11 protein-coding genes are annotated in these 14,153 nt (G+C 43.7%); 9 read left to right on the top strand and 2 right to left on the bottom strand.

Going from position 1 to position 14,153, the window contains the following annotated elements:
• Window positions 1-94: 94 nt before the first annotated feature.
• From K0625_RS13620 to yjjG, 5 genes are all read left to right on the top strand, one after another.
• On the top strand, window positions 95-2,149 hold the full coding sequence (locus K0625_RS13620) for a dipeptidyl-peptidase 5 (protein ID WP_220110194.1): 2,055 nt from the start codon (window positions 95-97) through the stop codon (window positions 2,147-2,149).
• A gap of 109 nt (window positions 2,150-2,258) precedes the next feature.
• Window positions 2,259-3,596, top strand: a complete 1,338-nt coding sequence (locus K0625_RS13615) for a DUF2157 domain-containing protein (RefSeq protein ID WP_220110193.1) — start codon at window positions 2,259-2,261, stop codon at window positions 3,594-3,596.
• Window positions 3,596-4,168, top strand: coding sequence for a GDYXXLXY domain-containing protein (locus K0625_RS13610; protein WP_220110192.1), 573 nt, complete (start codon window positions 3,596-3,598; stop codon window positions 4,166-4,168). The genes K0625_RS13615 and K0625_RS13610 overlap by 1 nt, the downstream gene beginning before the upstream one ends.
• 9 nt (window positions 4,169-4,177) lie before the next feature.
• The gene (locus K0625_RS13605; RefSeq protein WP_220110191.1) at window positions 4,178-4,666 is read left to right on the top strand and encodes a P-loop NTPase family protein; all 489 of its coding nucleotides are present in this window, start codon (window positions 4,178-4,180) and stop codon (window positions 4,664-4,666) included.
• Between the two features lie 56 nt (window positions 4,667-4,722).
• On the top strand, window positions 4,723-5,397 hold the full coding sequence (yjjG, locus tag K0625_RS13600; protein ID WP_220110190.1) for a pyrimidine 5'-nucleotidase: 675 nt from the start codon (window positions 4,723-4,725) through the stop codon (window positions 5,395-5,397).
• Window positions 5,398-5,424: 27 nt separating this feature from the next.
• Here the strand turns inward: yjjG and K0625_RS13595 are convergent, their stop codons facing one another.
• Together K0625_RS13595 and K0625_RS13590 are read right to left on the bottom strand one after the other, a co-directional pair.
• On the bottom strand, window positions 5,425-6,402 hold the full coding sequence (locus tag K0625_RS13595; protein WP_220110189.1) for a DMT family transporter: 978 nt from the start codon (window positions 6,400-6,402) through the stop codon (window positions 5,425-5,427).
• A gap of 380 nt (window positions 6,403-6,782) precedes the next feature.
• Complete coding sequence (locus tag K0625_RS13590; RefSeq protein ID WP_220110188.1) at window positions 6,783-8,366, bottom strand: isocitrate lyase; 1,584 nt, start codon at window positions 8,364-8,366, stop codon at window positions 6,783-6,785.
• Between the two features lie 113 nt (window positions 8,367-8,479).
• Between K0625_RS13590 and K0625_RS13585 the strand changes: the two genes are divergently transcribed.
• From K0625_RS13585 to K0625_RS13570, 4 genes are all read left to right on the top strand, one after another.
• Window positions 8,480-9,424 carry a LysR family transcriptional regulator gene (locus tag K0625_RS13585; protein WP_220110187.1) on the top strand — a complete coding sequence of 315 codons (945 nt, stop codon included), beginning with the start codon at window positions 8,480-8,482 and terminating at the stop codon, window positions 9,422-9,424.
• Between the two features lie 465 nt (window positions 9,425-9,889).
• A complete protein-coding gene (locus K0625_RS13580) occupies window positions 9,890-12,067 on the top strand; it encodes a malate synthase G (RefSeq protein WP_220110186.1) in 2,178 nt (725 codons plus the stop codon).
• 321 nt (window positions 12,068-12,388) lie between these two features.
• Window positions 12,389-12,769: a hypothetical protein gene (locus K0625_RS13575; protein WP_220110185.1), complete on the top strand. Its 381-nt coding sequence runs from the start codon at window positions 12,389-12,391 to the stop codon at window positions 12,767-12,769.
• 282 nt (window positions 12,770-13,051) lie between these two features.
• Window positions 13,052-14,110 carry a M43 family zinc metalloprotease gene (locus K0625_RS13570; protein ID WP_220110184.1) on the top strand — a complete coding sequence of 353 codons (1,059 nt, stop codon included), beginning with the start codon at window positions 13,052-13,054 and terminating at the stop codon, window positions 14,108-14,110.
• Window positions 14,111-14,153: the final 43 nt, after the last annotated feature.

Raw genomic sequence — 14,153 nt, 5'->3', positions numbered from 1 at the left:
GTTATTTTTCCGATTTTCTTTATAAGCAAGAAGTGACTTAGTGTGACTAAGTCGCTTATAAATTAAACTCAAATCAACAAAGACGATAATAATAATGAAAAAATCTGCACTCATACTTGCGCTAGCAGGCGCAGGGGTAGTAAGTACTGTACAAGCTTCTAAAACTGAGGACTTTACGGTTCAACACTTAGTCAAAATCAATAAGCTTCACTCTGCAACACTCTCCAATGATGGTAATAAATTAGCTTATGCTGTCAAAAAATTTGATAGTGAAGGAGAGGCCAGCTCTGATCTCTATATTCAAGATCTGACCAACCCAGACAGTAAAGCCAAACAGCTTACTTCAGCGGCAGGCACTGAGCACAATCTCGCTTTCTCGGCTGATGATAAAACCCTCTATTTTTTAGCGGGTCGTGATGGCTCAAGCCAGCTTTACTCTCTATCACTCTCTGGTGGCGAAGCTATTCAGATCTCTGATCTTCCACTGGATATTGAAGGCTTTAAACTCTCGCAGGACAGTAAGCAAGTTGTACTAAACATGCGTGTCTTCCCTGAGTGCAAGGATCTTACATGCTCAAAAGATAAGTTTGAGGCCGAAGCGGAGCGTAAATCAACGGGACGTGAATATAAGCAGTTAATGGTCAGACATTGGGACACCTGGAGCGATCACTCTCGCAGTCATCTGTTTGTTGCCAACCTTAATGGTGAGAAGATCTCGACCGCTGTTGATGTCACCGCAGGCTTAGACACCGAAACACCACCAAAGCCATTTTCAGGTATGGAGGAGGTGACCTTTACGCCAGATGGTAAGCATGTGGTTTACAGCGCAAAAGCGCCGAGTAAAGATCAAGCGTGGATCACTAATTATGATCTATGGCAGGTACCTGTGACTGGCGGTAAGACGGTTAATTTAACTGAGGCGAATAAGGCGTGGGATTCACACCCAACTTACTCAGCCGATGGACGCTACTTAGCCTACTTGGCAATGACAAAACCAGGTTTTGAAGCCGACCGTTACCGCATCATGTTACGTGACACTGTGACAGGTCAGGAGAAAGAGGTTGCTCCACTGTGGGACAGAAGCCCTAGCTCACTCTCTTTTGGCAAAGATAATCGTACCTTGTACGTGACTGCACAAGATGTCGGTCAAGTCAGCATTTTTGAGGTGAATACGCAGTTTGGTGACGTAAAAACAGTCTTTAATGATGGCAGCAACAGCATCGTTGGCATCAATAATGACAAGATCATCTTCAATCATAAAAGTTTGGTTCAGCCTGGAGACCTCCACTCTATCAGTTTTGATGGGCAGGGCCTTAAACGTCTTACCGATATCAATAAAGAGAACCTAGCTAAGATAAAGTTTGGTGAGTTCGAACAGTTTAGCTTTAAGGGCTGGAATAACGAAGAGGTTCACGGTTACTGGATTAAGCCGACCGATTATAAAGCGGGCAAGAAATACCCGATAGCGTTTCTCGTTCACGGTGGACCCCAAGGCTCGTTTGGTAACTCATTTAGCAGCCGCTGGAATGCACAGCTATGGGCTGGCGCTGGTTATGGCGTGGTGATGATCGATTTTCATGGTTCTACCGGATATGGCCAAGCGTTTACTGATTCAATCTCAAAAGATTGGGGAGGAAAGCCACTTGAAGATCTTCAAAAAGGCTTAGCGGCAGTCACTAAACAGCAGAAATGGTTAGACGGTGATCGCGCTTGTGCCTTAGGCGGTTCCTATGGTGGCTATATGATGAACTGGTTCCAGGGTAACTGGAGTGATGGTTTTAACTGTCTAGTTAATCACGCAGGCCTATTTGATATGCGCTCTATGTACTATGTGACTGAGGAGCTATGGTTCCCTGAGTACGAGTTTGGTGGCACCTACGAAGATAACAAAGCGCTATATGAAAAGTTCAACCCAGTTAACTACGTAGAGAACTGGAAAACGCCTATGCTAGTTATCCATGGTGAGAAAGATTTCCGTGTTCCTTACGGGCAAGGCTTGGCGGCGTTTAGCTTTATGCAGCGCAAAGGCATTCCGTCTGAGCTACTTATCTATCCAGAGGAGAACCATTGGATCTTAAACCCTGATAATCTTGAGCAGTGGTATGCTAATGTTCTGGGCTGGATGGATCGCTGGACTGAAAACAAATAAGCATAATTAGCTTTAAGCTAAAGGTCAGCTAAATGCTGGCCTTTTTTGTGGGTAAATGTCATCTTTCTAGATTAACTGCGCGTAACGCATGCAATACAAGGAATAAACAATGAGGCTTATACACCTCTTTAAAAAGGAACTTGCCCACGAGGCCCGCGATTGGGTCCGTGATGAGTTGGTATCGGATGCTCAGGCGAGTGCCATTTTAGCCCGCTATGGTGAATCATTAGATGAAGATCCCAATAAAAACTCCTTCGGTTACTACCTGTTAATGTCACTTGGTGCACTGTTTCTAGGCTTGGCACTGATCTTAATCGTATCCCATAACTGGGAGGAGATCCCAAGAGTCATACGCACCTCTGGGTTACTGTTATTGACTCTGAGCTGTGGTGGTATTGGCAGTAAACTTTTTCTGTCAGGACGAGAGCAGGCTGGTAAAATTTGGCTGTTTTTTGGCGGGCTCAGTTACGGCACCAGTATCATGTTAATCGCTCAAATATACCACTTAGGCGAACACTTTCCTGATGGTATTTTCTGGTGGGCTGCGGGTATTTTACCCTTAGTCATTTTCACTCAGAGTCGACTATTAGCCTTGCTCTCTTTCACATTAGCCACTACTTGGGCTATGGTGGAAACAGGGGAGGATTTTTTCCCCGCACTCTATCCTATATTTGCAGTGGTGACTCTCTGGTTAACCCTGTTCAAAAAAACATCTCGGTTATTGTTTGTTGGGAGCATTGCCGCTCTGGTTACTTGGGTTAATTTAGCATTAGCTTGGGCGATGGGAGGAGCTGGTTACTTTGAACCTTTTAAGGAGCAACTGCCTCTCTCCATTGCGATAGGTATATTGCTTAACGGGCTGGCCTGGTGGCTAATGAGAGCTAAAGAGCATGATTGGCAGGAGTATGGGCTAGTGACTCATATCTGGCTGCTAAGAGGCTCCATTATCACACTGCTAGTTCTGAGCTTTGAGGGAGTATGGCAAGATTACCCGATGGGATTTGACTGGCTCTCTCTGTCAGGTATTGCCACTCTACTTCTTTTTGGTTGTCTATCTTGGGGATTATCGAGAAAAAGTGGTTTATATGCCTCAACACCAGCCATCTTAATGACGCTCTATTTTGTCTTCTGTTTCTCCTTAGTTGGAGCGTTCGATAATATGGAGATTATCACCGCAATCGCAACAAACTTAATGTTAGTGGTTATGGGGATCCTATTGATCCGTAGAGGGATAGATCAAACACAAACCCACTATTTTTATACTGGTGTGGTTACTCTCTTGTTGACGGCTTTTTTCCGTTATTTCGATCTTATCGGTGACTATATAGGTGGGGCGATTCTCTTTATGGTTGCAGCAGCTATCTTAATGGCTGCAGCTAAGTATTGGAAGTATCACCTAAAGTTAGTCATGCAAGCAGATGAAACACAAGCTAAGGAGGGTGAGTAATGGAAAGTTTAGTGACGCCATTATCAAGAAAAGGCAGCCCAAGTAAAAAGTTTGTCCAGATTGGCTTGTTTTTGACTATTTTCTTTCAACTTTCAGTGCTATGCGTAGAGTATTTAGGTGCAGTTTGGCCAATTTGGACTGGTAAGGCTGTAGTATTAAAAACTCAGCCTGTGGATCCCAGAAGTTTGTTTCGAGGTAACTATGTACGGCTTAATTATGATATCAGCAGGGTTGAGCGTGAAGATGCCGAAGCCTTTAAGTTAGGCAGTGTGGTTTATCTTACTCTTGAGGAGAACTCTGGTTTGTGGCAAGCCAAAGAGGTAACACGTGAGATGCCCAGTGAAGGGGACTTTATTCGCGGTCGCGTTCGGAGTCACTATGGTGAAGTGCTCAGCATCGATTACGGCATTGAAGCCTTCTTTATGCCGAAAGAGAAAGCATTGGCGGTAGAAAAAGAGATGCAAGGTACGGGCACAGCCCAAGTCGAGGTCTATATCTCTTCATCTGGTAAAGCCAGAGCTGTGGGTTTTATATGTATTGCAAAAACATGTGGTGAGTTTGTCGACGATTGAGGAGGTAAAGTGAGGCGAGTGATTATTTTTGGAAATTCAGGCTCAGGGAAATCAACCTTAGCTAAAAAATTATGTGAGAGTGAAGGATTAGCTCATCTGGATCTCGATACCTTGGCTTGGCAACCTATGGGCGATAACCAAGCTCCGCTGCGCATGCCTCTGGATGAATCAAAGCAAGCATTAGACCTGTTTGTTGCCGAGAATGACTCTTGGGTCATCGAAGGCTGTTACATCGATTTGGTCGCCTTAGTCAGTGATAAAGCGACAGAGCTGATATTTATGGACTTAGATGCGGCCAAATGTATCGCTAATGCGAGATCTCGCCCTTGGGAGCCCCATAAATATGAGAGTAAAGATGCGCAAGATGCCAACTTAGCCATGTTACTTGAGTGGATAAGTCAGTATTATCATAGAGAGGATGAGTTTTCTCACCTAAGCCATAACGCTTTTTTTGACCGTTATACCAGCAAGAAAACCCGACTAATAGAAAATGTATAGTCCGGGTTGATTAGCGGTTACGCTAATTATTTTCCAACCAATAAGAAGTACCTTAGATGCAATACCAATGGATTCTATTCGATGCCGATGAAACCCTGTTTCATTTCGATGCATTCGCGGGCCTAAAACTGATGTTTAACCGTTTCGATATCGATTTTACATTAACTGATTTTGAGATCTATCAAAGGGTCAATAAACCACTTTGGGTGGATTATCAAGATGGGGTGATTAGCGCAGCCGAGCTACAGACAAAAAGGTTTATTGAGTGGGGGGAGAAGATAGGCGTGACAGCTCAGCACCTCAACAGTGAATTTCTAAAGGCGATGGCGGAGATATGTGATCTGTTGCCGGGAGCAAAAGCCTTAATTGATGGGTTAGTTGGCAAAGCGAACTTAGGGATTATTACCAACGGTTTTACAGAGCTGCAAACAGTACGTCTAGAGAAAACTGGATTACTACACGCATTCGATCAAGTGGTGATCTCTGAAGAGGTGGGGATTGCGAAACCTGATGTGGCTATCTTCGAGCATGCGCTAACACGGATGAATAATCCAGAGCGAAGCCAAGTACTTATGGTTGGGGATAACCCGCATTCAGACATTCTAGGTGGCCTAAATGCAGGATTAGATACTTGCTGGCTCAATGCAACAGAGCAAGAGAGGCCAGATGGGATCACGCCCCATTATGAAGTTAAATCTCTGACAGAGCTGCATAGGTTACTATTAAGTTAATTAGCCTTCCTAAGAAGGCTGCATAGACTACTGACCCTCTTTAGTTTTACCTGTTTGATAACTCGGTCTATACCTATTTAATAGCTTATCGCCAAATTGATACAAGGTGAGGCCGAGCAACACACAAATTGCGCCTAAGACTAATGCCAAGGTGATGATCTCACCATTAAGTTTAGCCCCTAGCATCATGGCAAAAACTGGCGTGATGAGCGTGACTAAGGCAACGGTACTGGCGCTGAGGTTTTGCAAAATATAGAAATAAGCGATAAACCCTATTAAAGAGCCAAAGACACCAAGATAAAGAATGGCATAGAGAGATCTCTCACTCCAACTGTTAATGTGTAGCGTGCCATCAAACAGTATCCAAGCCAGTGCGAATATAGGTGTTGATATCATCAAGGCTCCCACTGTGCTGGCGATGGGGTGAATATTGATCTTAACGGTCTTGATTAATACTCCGCTTAAGCTAAAGAGAGATACTGCGGTTAACACCAAAGCTAACCCTATCCAGCTATCAGAAGTTAACGATATTTTTGAGGAGCAGACTATCCCTAATCCAATAAAAGCGACTACCAGAGAGATGGAGCGCATAGGACCAAATTTAGGCTCATTGAGGATCTTCTGGGCTAGCAGGCCTGAGAGTAACGGTGAGAGCCCAAAAATTAATGACATGGTGCCTGAAGCTAAGTATTTGGCTGCAAAGTAACTCAATAGCATTCCGCCCACAATACCGATGGATGAGGCGCCATAGAGTTTCAACGCAGCTTTAGACAGAGGTAAACGAATTCTGGCGATAAGAAGAATAAAGCTACCAAGCAGCAAAGCGATGATCATTCGCAGCAACACGGCCATGCTTGGGTGAACAGACTCACTGCTCCAGACTATCCCCAATGGCGTCGTGGACCAAATGATCACAACGGCTAGAAATGCAACGGGCACCATTTTTGACAAGCCAGATGAGGCGATAGTGTTATCTTGCTCTTTTAGTGATGCAGGCTCTGACATGTTGATCTCGCTCCTCGTTATAATGTAGAGATATAGTGCTTGAGGGCGATGCGAGAAGAGGGGATAGACAACCGCATTGCTGACTCATGCGGTTTAAAATGGTGATATTTACAGGGTTATGACTTCCATTTTATCCGCGGCAGGTTTTGCCATACAGTATCGACGAGTAGTCGAACCATATTGGTTTGCAGTGGACAATTTTGAGCAAAAATGGAGTTCATCTGTTGAATATTAGCCGTTTAAAATATGAACTTCATATACTCTAGGTTGAAGTGGTGTGTGTCAATACTATGATTTAATTTATTGAGATATTTAACTTATTGAAAAATAAAAAACCGGAATATTGCTATTCCGGTTTTGTTTTGTCCTTGTGGCAGTTTTTAGCCAAACTGGTTCATTGTGTTGTCTTTACCTGAAGCTTTAAGCGCTTGATCTCCAGAGAAGTACTCCTTGTGATCATCACCCATATCAGAACCTGCCATGTTTTGGTGCTTAACACAGGCGATACCTTGACGGATCTCCTTACGTTGAACATTCGCAACGTAACCTAGCATGCCTTGATCGCCGAAGTACTCTTTAGCTAAGTTATCGGTAGACAGTGCAGCCGTGTGGTATGTCGGCAGTGTGATTAGGTGATGGAAAATACCCGCCTCACGTGCAGCATCGGCTTGGAAAGTACGGATCTTCTCGTCAGCTTGAACAGCCAGCTCAGTATTATCGTAATCGATGCTCATCAAATCATCACGGTTATAGGCTGATACATCTTGGCCTGCTTCACTCATTGCATCGAAGATCTGCTGACGGAAGTTTAGCGTCCAGTTGAACGATGGAGAGTTGTTGTACACAAGCTTAGCATTCGGGATCACTTCACGAATAGCGTTAACCATACCGCCAATTTGAGCGACGTGAGGCTTCTCTGTTTCAATCCAAAGCAGATCCGCACCATTTTGTAAGCTAGTGATGCAATCTAATACACAGCGCTCTTCACCTGTACCCGCTCTGAACTTAAATAGGCCGTTTGGAAGACGTGATGGCTTAACTAACTTGTCACCGCGCTTAAAGACAACATCACCATTGTTAAGGTTATCAGTAGCCACCTCTTCAACTTCAAGGAAAGAGTTGTACTTGTCACCTAAATCACCTGGCTCAGCTGTTACTGCAATCTTTTGCGTAAGACCAGCACCTAATGAGTCGGTACGCGCAACAATAACACCATCATCGATACCAAGCTCAAGGAAGGCGTAACGAACTGCGTTGATTTTAGCTAAAAATTCAACATGTGGAACCGTCACTTTACCATCTTGGTGACCACACTGCTTAACATCAGAAACCTGATTTTCAAGCTGAATACAACATGCGCCAGCCTCAATCATCTGTTTAGCCATTAAATAGGTGGCTTCTTCGTTACCGAAACCCGCATCGATATCGGCAATAATAGGGACTACATGTGTCTCGAAGTTATCTATCTTAGCTTGTACTGCATCTTTCTCTGCGCCTTGAGCTTTATCAAGCTCGCGGAACAGGCCGCCCAGTTCACGGGCGTCAGCTTGGCGTAGGAAGGTATATAGCTCGGCGATTAAACTGGCAACCGATGTCTTCTCATGCATAGATTGATCAGGTAGTGGCCCAAACTCACTACGCAGTGCAGCTACCATCCAACCTGATAGGTAAAGATAACGGCGCTTAGTGGTTAATAGATGCTTCTTAATAGAGATCATCTTCTGCTGGCCGATAAAACCATGCCAGCAACCTAAAGACTGAGTGTATTGCGAGCTATCGGCATCGTAATTTGCCATATCTTCACGCATGATTTTAGCAGTGTACTTAGCTATGTCTAAACCCGTCTTAAACTGGTTCTGAGCTCGCATACGAGCTACTGACTCAGGATTAATTGCATTCCATGCGCTACCTTCTTTCTCTACTAATGTTGTAGCGCTGTCGATATCTGCTCTGTAATTTGACATGGTAAGTCCCTTCCAAACTAAAAATGTTTAACAATGATTGCTTCCGTTAAAAATAATAGTAATACTGGCCATAATTAGTCTAATTTATACTTATTATCTTCGGTATTTGTTTTATGAATATATCTAGAGTCGACCTTAATCTGTTGGTGTATTTTGATGTTTTGCTAAGAGAGCTAAATGTCACGCGAGCAGCAGATCAGTTAGGAATAAGTCAGCCAGCAATGAGTAATGGCCTTAAAAGGCTACGAGTCCTGTTTGATGACCCTCTACTTATTCGTACTAGTAAAGGGATGACACCCACAGAGCGTGCATCTGAACTAAAACCTGTGATCCGTGAGTTATTAGTAGGTTTAGAGAAAGCGGTAGAGCCGAAAGCTAAGTTTAATCCCCGCGAAAGTGAACAGGTGTTTCGTATGATGGCCTCAGATTATGCAGAGGCAACATTAATACCCTTATTAATCGCTAGGTTACGCAATGAAGCCCCTAAAGTGATTTTAGATATTATGACGCCCAGTGATGTTAACTTTCCTGATGTGGAGCAGGGACGGGTGGATATGGTGATTAACCGTTTCGATAGTATCCCACTCTCTTTTCATCAAAAAGTACTCTGGAAAGACAGTTTCAGCTGCTTAATTAATCGTAATCACGATGTATTGAAAAACTTCAACCTAGAAAACTACCTAAATGCTCACCATGTTTGGGTGAGTAAAACGGGTATGGGGATTGGCGTAGGGATGGATCCTGATGATGTTCAACGCCTGGGTTGGGTTGATGAAGCATTAGCTAAAATAGGGGCAAAACGCAGGATCACTGTATTTACTCGCCACTACCAGGCCGCAAGTTCACTGGCAGAGAGACAAGATCTGATCGCAACAGTGCCGAGTAAAATGGCCAGGTTACAACAAGATAACAGTAGAGTGTCGATTATACCTCCGCCTTTTGAGATCCCACCCATTGAGCTCACTATGGCTTGGAGTCCGCTACTACAACATAACCCCGCCCATAAGTGGATGCGTGAGTTAATCACAGAAACAGCCCGTATCATCGACCGTTTTTAAGTTAAGCAGGGGTTATGCTGTTGCAGCACTCTCTATAACAGAAGCCCGCCCATAAGTGGATGCGCGAGTTAATCACAGAAACAGCTCGCATTATCGACCGGTTTTAAGTTAAGTAGGGGTTATGCTGTTGCAGCACTCTCTATAACAGAAGCCCGCCCATAAGTGGATGCGTGAGTTAATCACCGAAACAGCCCGTATCATCGACCGTTTTTAAGTTTTAAGTTAAGCAGGGGTTATGCTGTTGCAGCACTCTCTATAACAGAAGCCCGCTCATAAGTGGATGCGTGAGTTAATCACAGAAACAGCCCGTATCATCGACCGTTTTTAAGTTTTTAAACTATTATTAGTCTTGTGAATGATAATCATAAATACGATAAATTTTAGTAATAGAACTAGGTGGGATAGACTGAGTGTAGAGATTTTATTTTAGCAGTCAGAGACTATATATCAGAAGGGAGTTTGGCTATGACATCACGAGTGCAGGTTGGCAGTTTACAGGTGGCACAAGTGCTATTTGATCTGGTCAATGACAAGATCCTTCCAGGAACGGAGATCACCGCAGAGCGCTTTTGGAGTCAGTTAGAAGCGATAGTGAGTGATCTTACACCTAAAAATAGAGCGCTACTTGAAAAGCGTGATGATCTACAAGCTAAGATAGATGAGTGGCATCTAAAGCAACACTCAAATCAGCAGCAGTTTGATCTTAATAGCTATAAAGAGTTTTTAACTGAAATAGGTTATCTAGTGGAAGTTGGTCCAGACTTTTCCATAGAGACAGAGAATGTTGATACTGAAATAGCAGAACAAGCTGGCCCTCAGTTAGTCGTGCCCGTTAAAAATGCCAGATTTGCCCTTAATGCTGCCAATGCTCGTTGGGGAAGTTTGTATGATGCGCTTTATGGCACTGATGCTATCAGTGAAGAGGGCGGGGCTGAACTAGGTTCAAGTTATAACCCTGTTCGTGGTGATAAAGTGATTGCATTTGCAAAGCAACACTTAGATCAATTAGCGCCACTTTCCATAGGTAGTCATAGTGAAGCCCGTCATTATCAAGTGGCTGGGGGCAAGTTACTTGTGACTTTACTCGATGGCTGCGATACCGGCCTGCAGGAGCCAGAAAAATTTGTCGGCTTCCAAGGTGACAAAATCTGCCCATCGGCTGTTCTGCTGAAAAATAATGGTCTGCATGTGGAGATCCAGATAGATAAAGATCATGTGATTGGCAAGCAAGACTCTGCCAATGTTAAAGATCTGCTGGTGGAAGCGGCAGTAACCACCATTATGGATTGTGAGGACTCAGTCGCTGCGGTCGATGCAGAGGATAAGTGTGAAGTGTATGAAAATTGGCTTGGGCTGATGCAAGGTAACCTTAATGCTGAACTACAAAAAGGGGGTAAAACTATTACCCGTGAGCTGAGTCAAGACAGAGATTACCAAGCACCTTCTGGGGGCAAATTGACCCTGCCAGGACGTAGCTTACTGTTTGTTCGTAATGTGGGTCATCTGATGACAAACAACGCGATACTAGACAAAGACGGCAAAGAGATCCCTGAGGGGATTTTAGATGGCATGGTGACAGTGCTTGCTGCCATACATGATCTTCAAGGACACAATAATGGTCGTTCAAATAGCCGTGCAGGCTCTGTTAATATTGTGAAACCTAAGATGCACGGGCCTGAAGAGGTTGCATTTACTTGTGAGCTGTTTACCCGTATTGAGGATGCACTTAAGTTGTCTCGAGACACCATTAAGCTTGGGATCATGGATGAGGAGCGTCGTACTACCGTGAACCTTAAAGAGTGTATCCGAGTTGCCAAAGATCGTGTGGTATTCATTAATACCGGTTTTCTAGATAGAACTGGCGATGAGATCCACACCTCTATGCTGGCAGGGCCTTTCGTGCCTAAATCTATGATGAAGCAGCAAGCTTGGATCAATGCTTATGAAGATTGGAATGTCGATATTGGCTTAGCGTGTGGCTTGCCTGGACGTGCTCAGATAGGTAAAGGGATGTGGGCCATGCCAGATGAGATGGCTAAAATGCTTGAGCAGAAGTTTGGGCATCCTAATGCCGGCGCTAACACAGCTTGGGTTCCGTCGCCCAATGGCGCTAGTTTGCACTCAATCCATTATCATAGAGTCAATGTGCTTGAGCGACAAAAAGCGCTAGCTCAAAGAGAGCGGGCAAGCTTGGATGATATATTAACGATCCCCTTACTTGAAAACCCAGCTTCGCTCACTCATGAGGAGATTGAGAAGGAGTTAGATAACAATGCTCAAGGCATTTTAGGCTATGTGGTGCGCTGGATAGATCAAGGTGTGGGCTGCTCTAAAGTGCCAGATATTAATAATGTAGGCTTGATGGAAGATAGGGCGACACTGCGGATCTCCTCCCAATATATAACTAACTGGCTTGAGCATAAGATCTGTACAAAGGAGCAAGTGGTTGAATCACTTAAGCGAATGGCTGTCGTGGTTGATGGGCAAAATAGTGCTGATAGTGAATACCAAGCCATGGCACCAAATTTTGATGGCATCGCCTTTAAAGCGGCTTGTGATCTGATTTTTAAAGGTAAAGAGCAGCCATCGGGCTATACAGAGCCTTTGCTGCACGCATACCGAATCGAAGCTAAAGCGGGCTAAGTTAGCGACTGTTGACATTGAGAGCTGTGACGTATGTCATGGCTCTTTTTTTTGTATTACTGTTATTCAATTTTATTGCGATAGAGTGTTTAATGCTCAAAGTAGTAAAAGTGCTGTGTTAAATCGTTAAGGAGCTGGCATGAGATTAAAGTGGGCCATAAAAAGGCATCGTGAGGTGGTTTACACAGGAACGCTTAATTTGATGCAGCTCTTTACTGGTATTACGTGCTGTAAACTTTAAAATTGGCAATACATTTAAGGGATTGAATTATGTTTATAAGTCATGGAGCCTGCCCTTGCACAAGGGTAAAGATAAGGTTAATGCTTCCAGAGCCAATAGAGCAATATAGCCCACGAGCCTGTGATTGTAATTTCTGTATTGCTAGAGAGATCGCTTACCTTTCAGATCCACGCGGTAGTTTAGATATTGATAGCACTGAACCTATAGAGATACAGCGACAGGGCTCAAATCAAGCAGGTTTTCTCACATGTGCAGCTTGCCACACTGTGATTGCTGTCAGCGTTAAGTTAGAAGGTAAGCTGATAGGTGCATTGAACTCAAGTCTACTCTCTAATCATCAGCAACTCCAAAGTGCTACTCAAGTCTCTCCTAAATTATTGTCACCCAAAGATAAGCTCGAGAGGTGGCAGTCAGTCTGGCTTAATATGACGATTAACGAATCTTCGGGTACTCATGGCTAAGCCGCGAGTGGTCGTTTTCTCTCATACTTACTATGGCTGATAATCACATTCAACTGCGTTAATTCCAACCTTCCCCCAAGGCTATCCCTAACACTAGGCCACTCCTAATGTGGCTTTTCTGGTTTAATCTTATCCTCTTTACATTTTTACAACATTAAGTATATTAAATATTGGATACATTATTTGTTGTGTGAGTGAGATATCCATTACTGCTGCAGTGTCATTGAGAATAGATACTGCGCCTAAAACCTGAGTATTACTAAAATAAGAGAGTATGTTGATATGATTAAAAAAATTAGCTTATCAATCAGTTTGGCTTTGATTGCTAGTGCCGCAAACGCAAAGCAGCCAGAGTTTGCTGCAGATCACTGTAAAGCAACTCAAATCAATGCCCAACATTATCAAAACTTTCCCAGTGCATTAGAGGAAGCGAACCTTCGTCATTCGAAAATTAAAATAGTTAAAGAATCTCGAATTCAGAGTAAGCTAAATGGGAAGAGTAGTGAGTCGAACAGCGATTATGTTATGGGGATCTCAGCTACACCAAGTTATATCATTCCTGTCGTTTTCCATGTTTATGGCACAGTCCATAACGGCCGCACAGTGAATGATGCTGTTATCATCGATGCGCTACATAGAACAAATGAAGACTTTCAAGGCCAGAGCGCTGATTTTTCCGATATTGACCCTGAGTTTGAAAATCTTAAAGATAGTTTGAATATCGAGTTCCGCCTAGCAAGCATAGATCCGTCAGGGGCTCCCACTTCGGGTATTGTGTATCACCCTGTCTCCTCTGGTGCGGGTAACTACTCAAGCTCCGATGTTAAAAATGATCATTGGGACAACTACAAATATATGAATGTGTATATTCAAAATGATCTTTATGCCGATGGTGTGACCAATAACTCTGGTGTTGCTTGGTATCCAGACACTGGCATGTCGGACGATGGTTTAGCTCGCGTTGCCTACAATGGGGCGTATTTAGGTAGTAACACAGATGAAAACTTTCGTTCGGTATTAACCCATGAGTTTGGTCATTTTCTCGATCTTATCCATACCTTTGAGGGAGGATGCAAGCGAGGAGCCGCCAAACGTTGTACATCAACTGGTGACAAAAACTGTGATACTCCACAGCAAAATAGCTGGCAGATGAACCCAGGTGATGGAGGCGTACTTAACTGTATGGGAGAAACTATCAATTGGCAGAATTTTATGGCTTACTCAGATCAATATGCTAACTACACTCAAGATCAGGTTACCCGTATGATCAATGGATTAAATAGCTCAGCTAGAAGCACACTATGGTCTGCCTCAAACCTAGTGGCAACTGGCAGTGAGTAGTTATAGCAATAAGTGTAAAAATTTAGATTGCAGTACCCATTAA

This window comes from Shewanella nanhaiensis (assembly GCF_019457885.1).
GTDB classification, from domain to species: Bacteria; Pseudomonadota; Gammaproteobacteria; order Enterobacterales; family Shewanellaceae; genus Shewanella; species Shewanella nanhaiensis.
The sequence above is the reverse complement of the archived record's forward strand: the minus strand, read 5'-3'. Positions and strand labels throughout refer to the sequence as shown.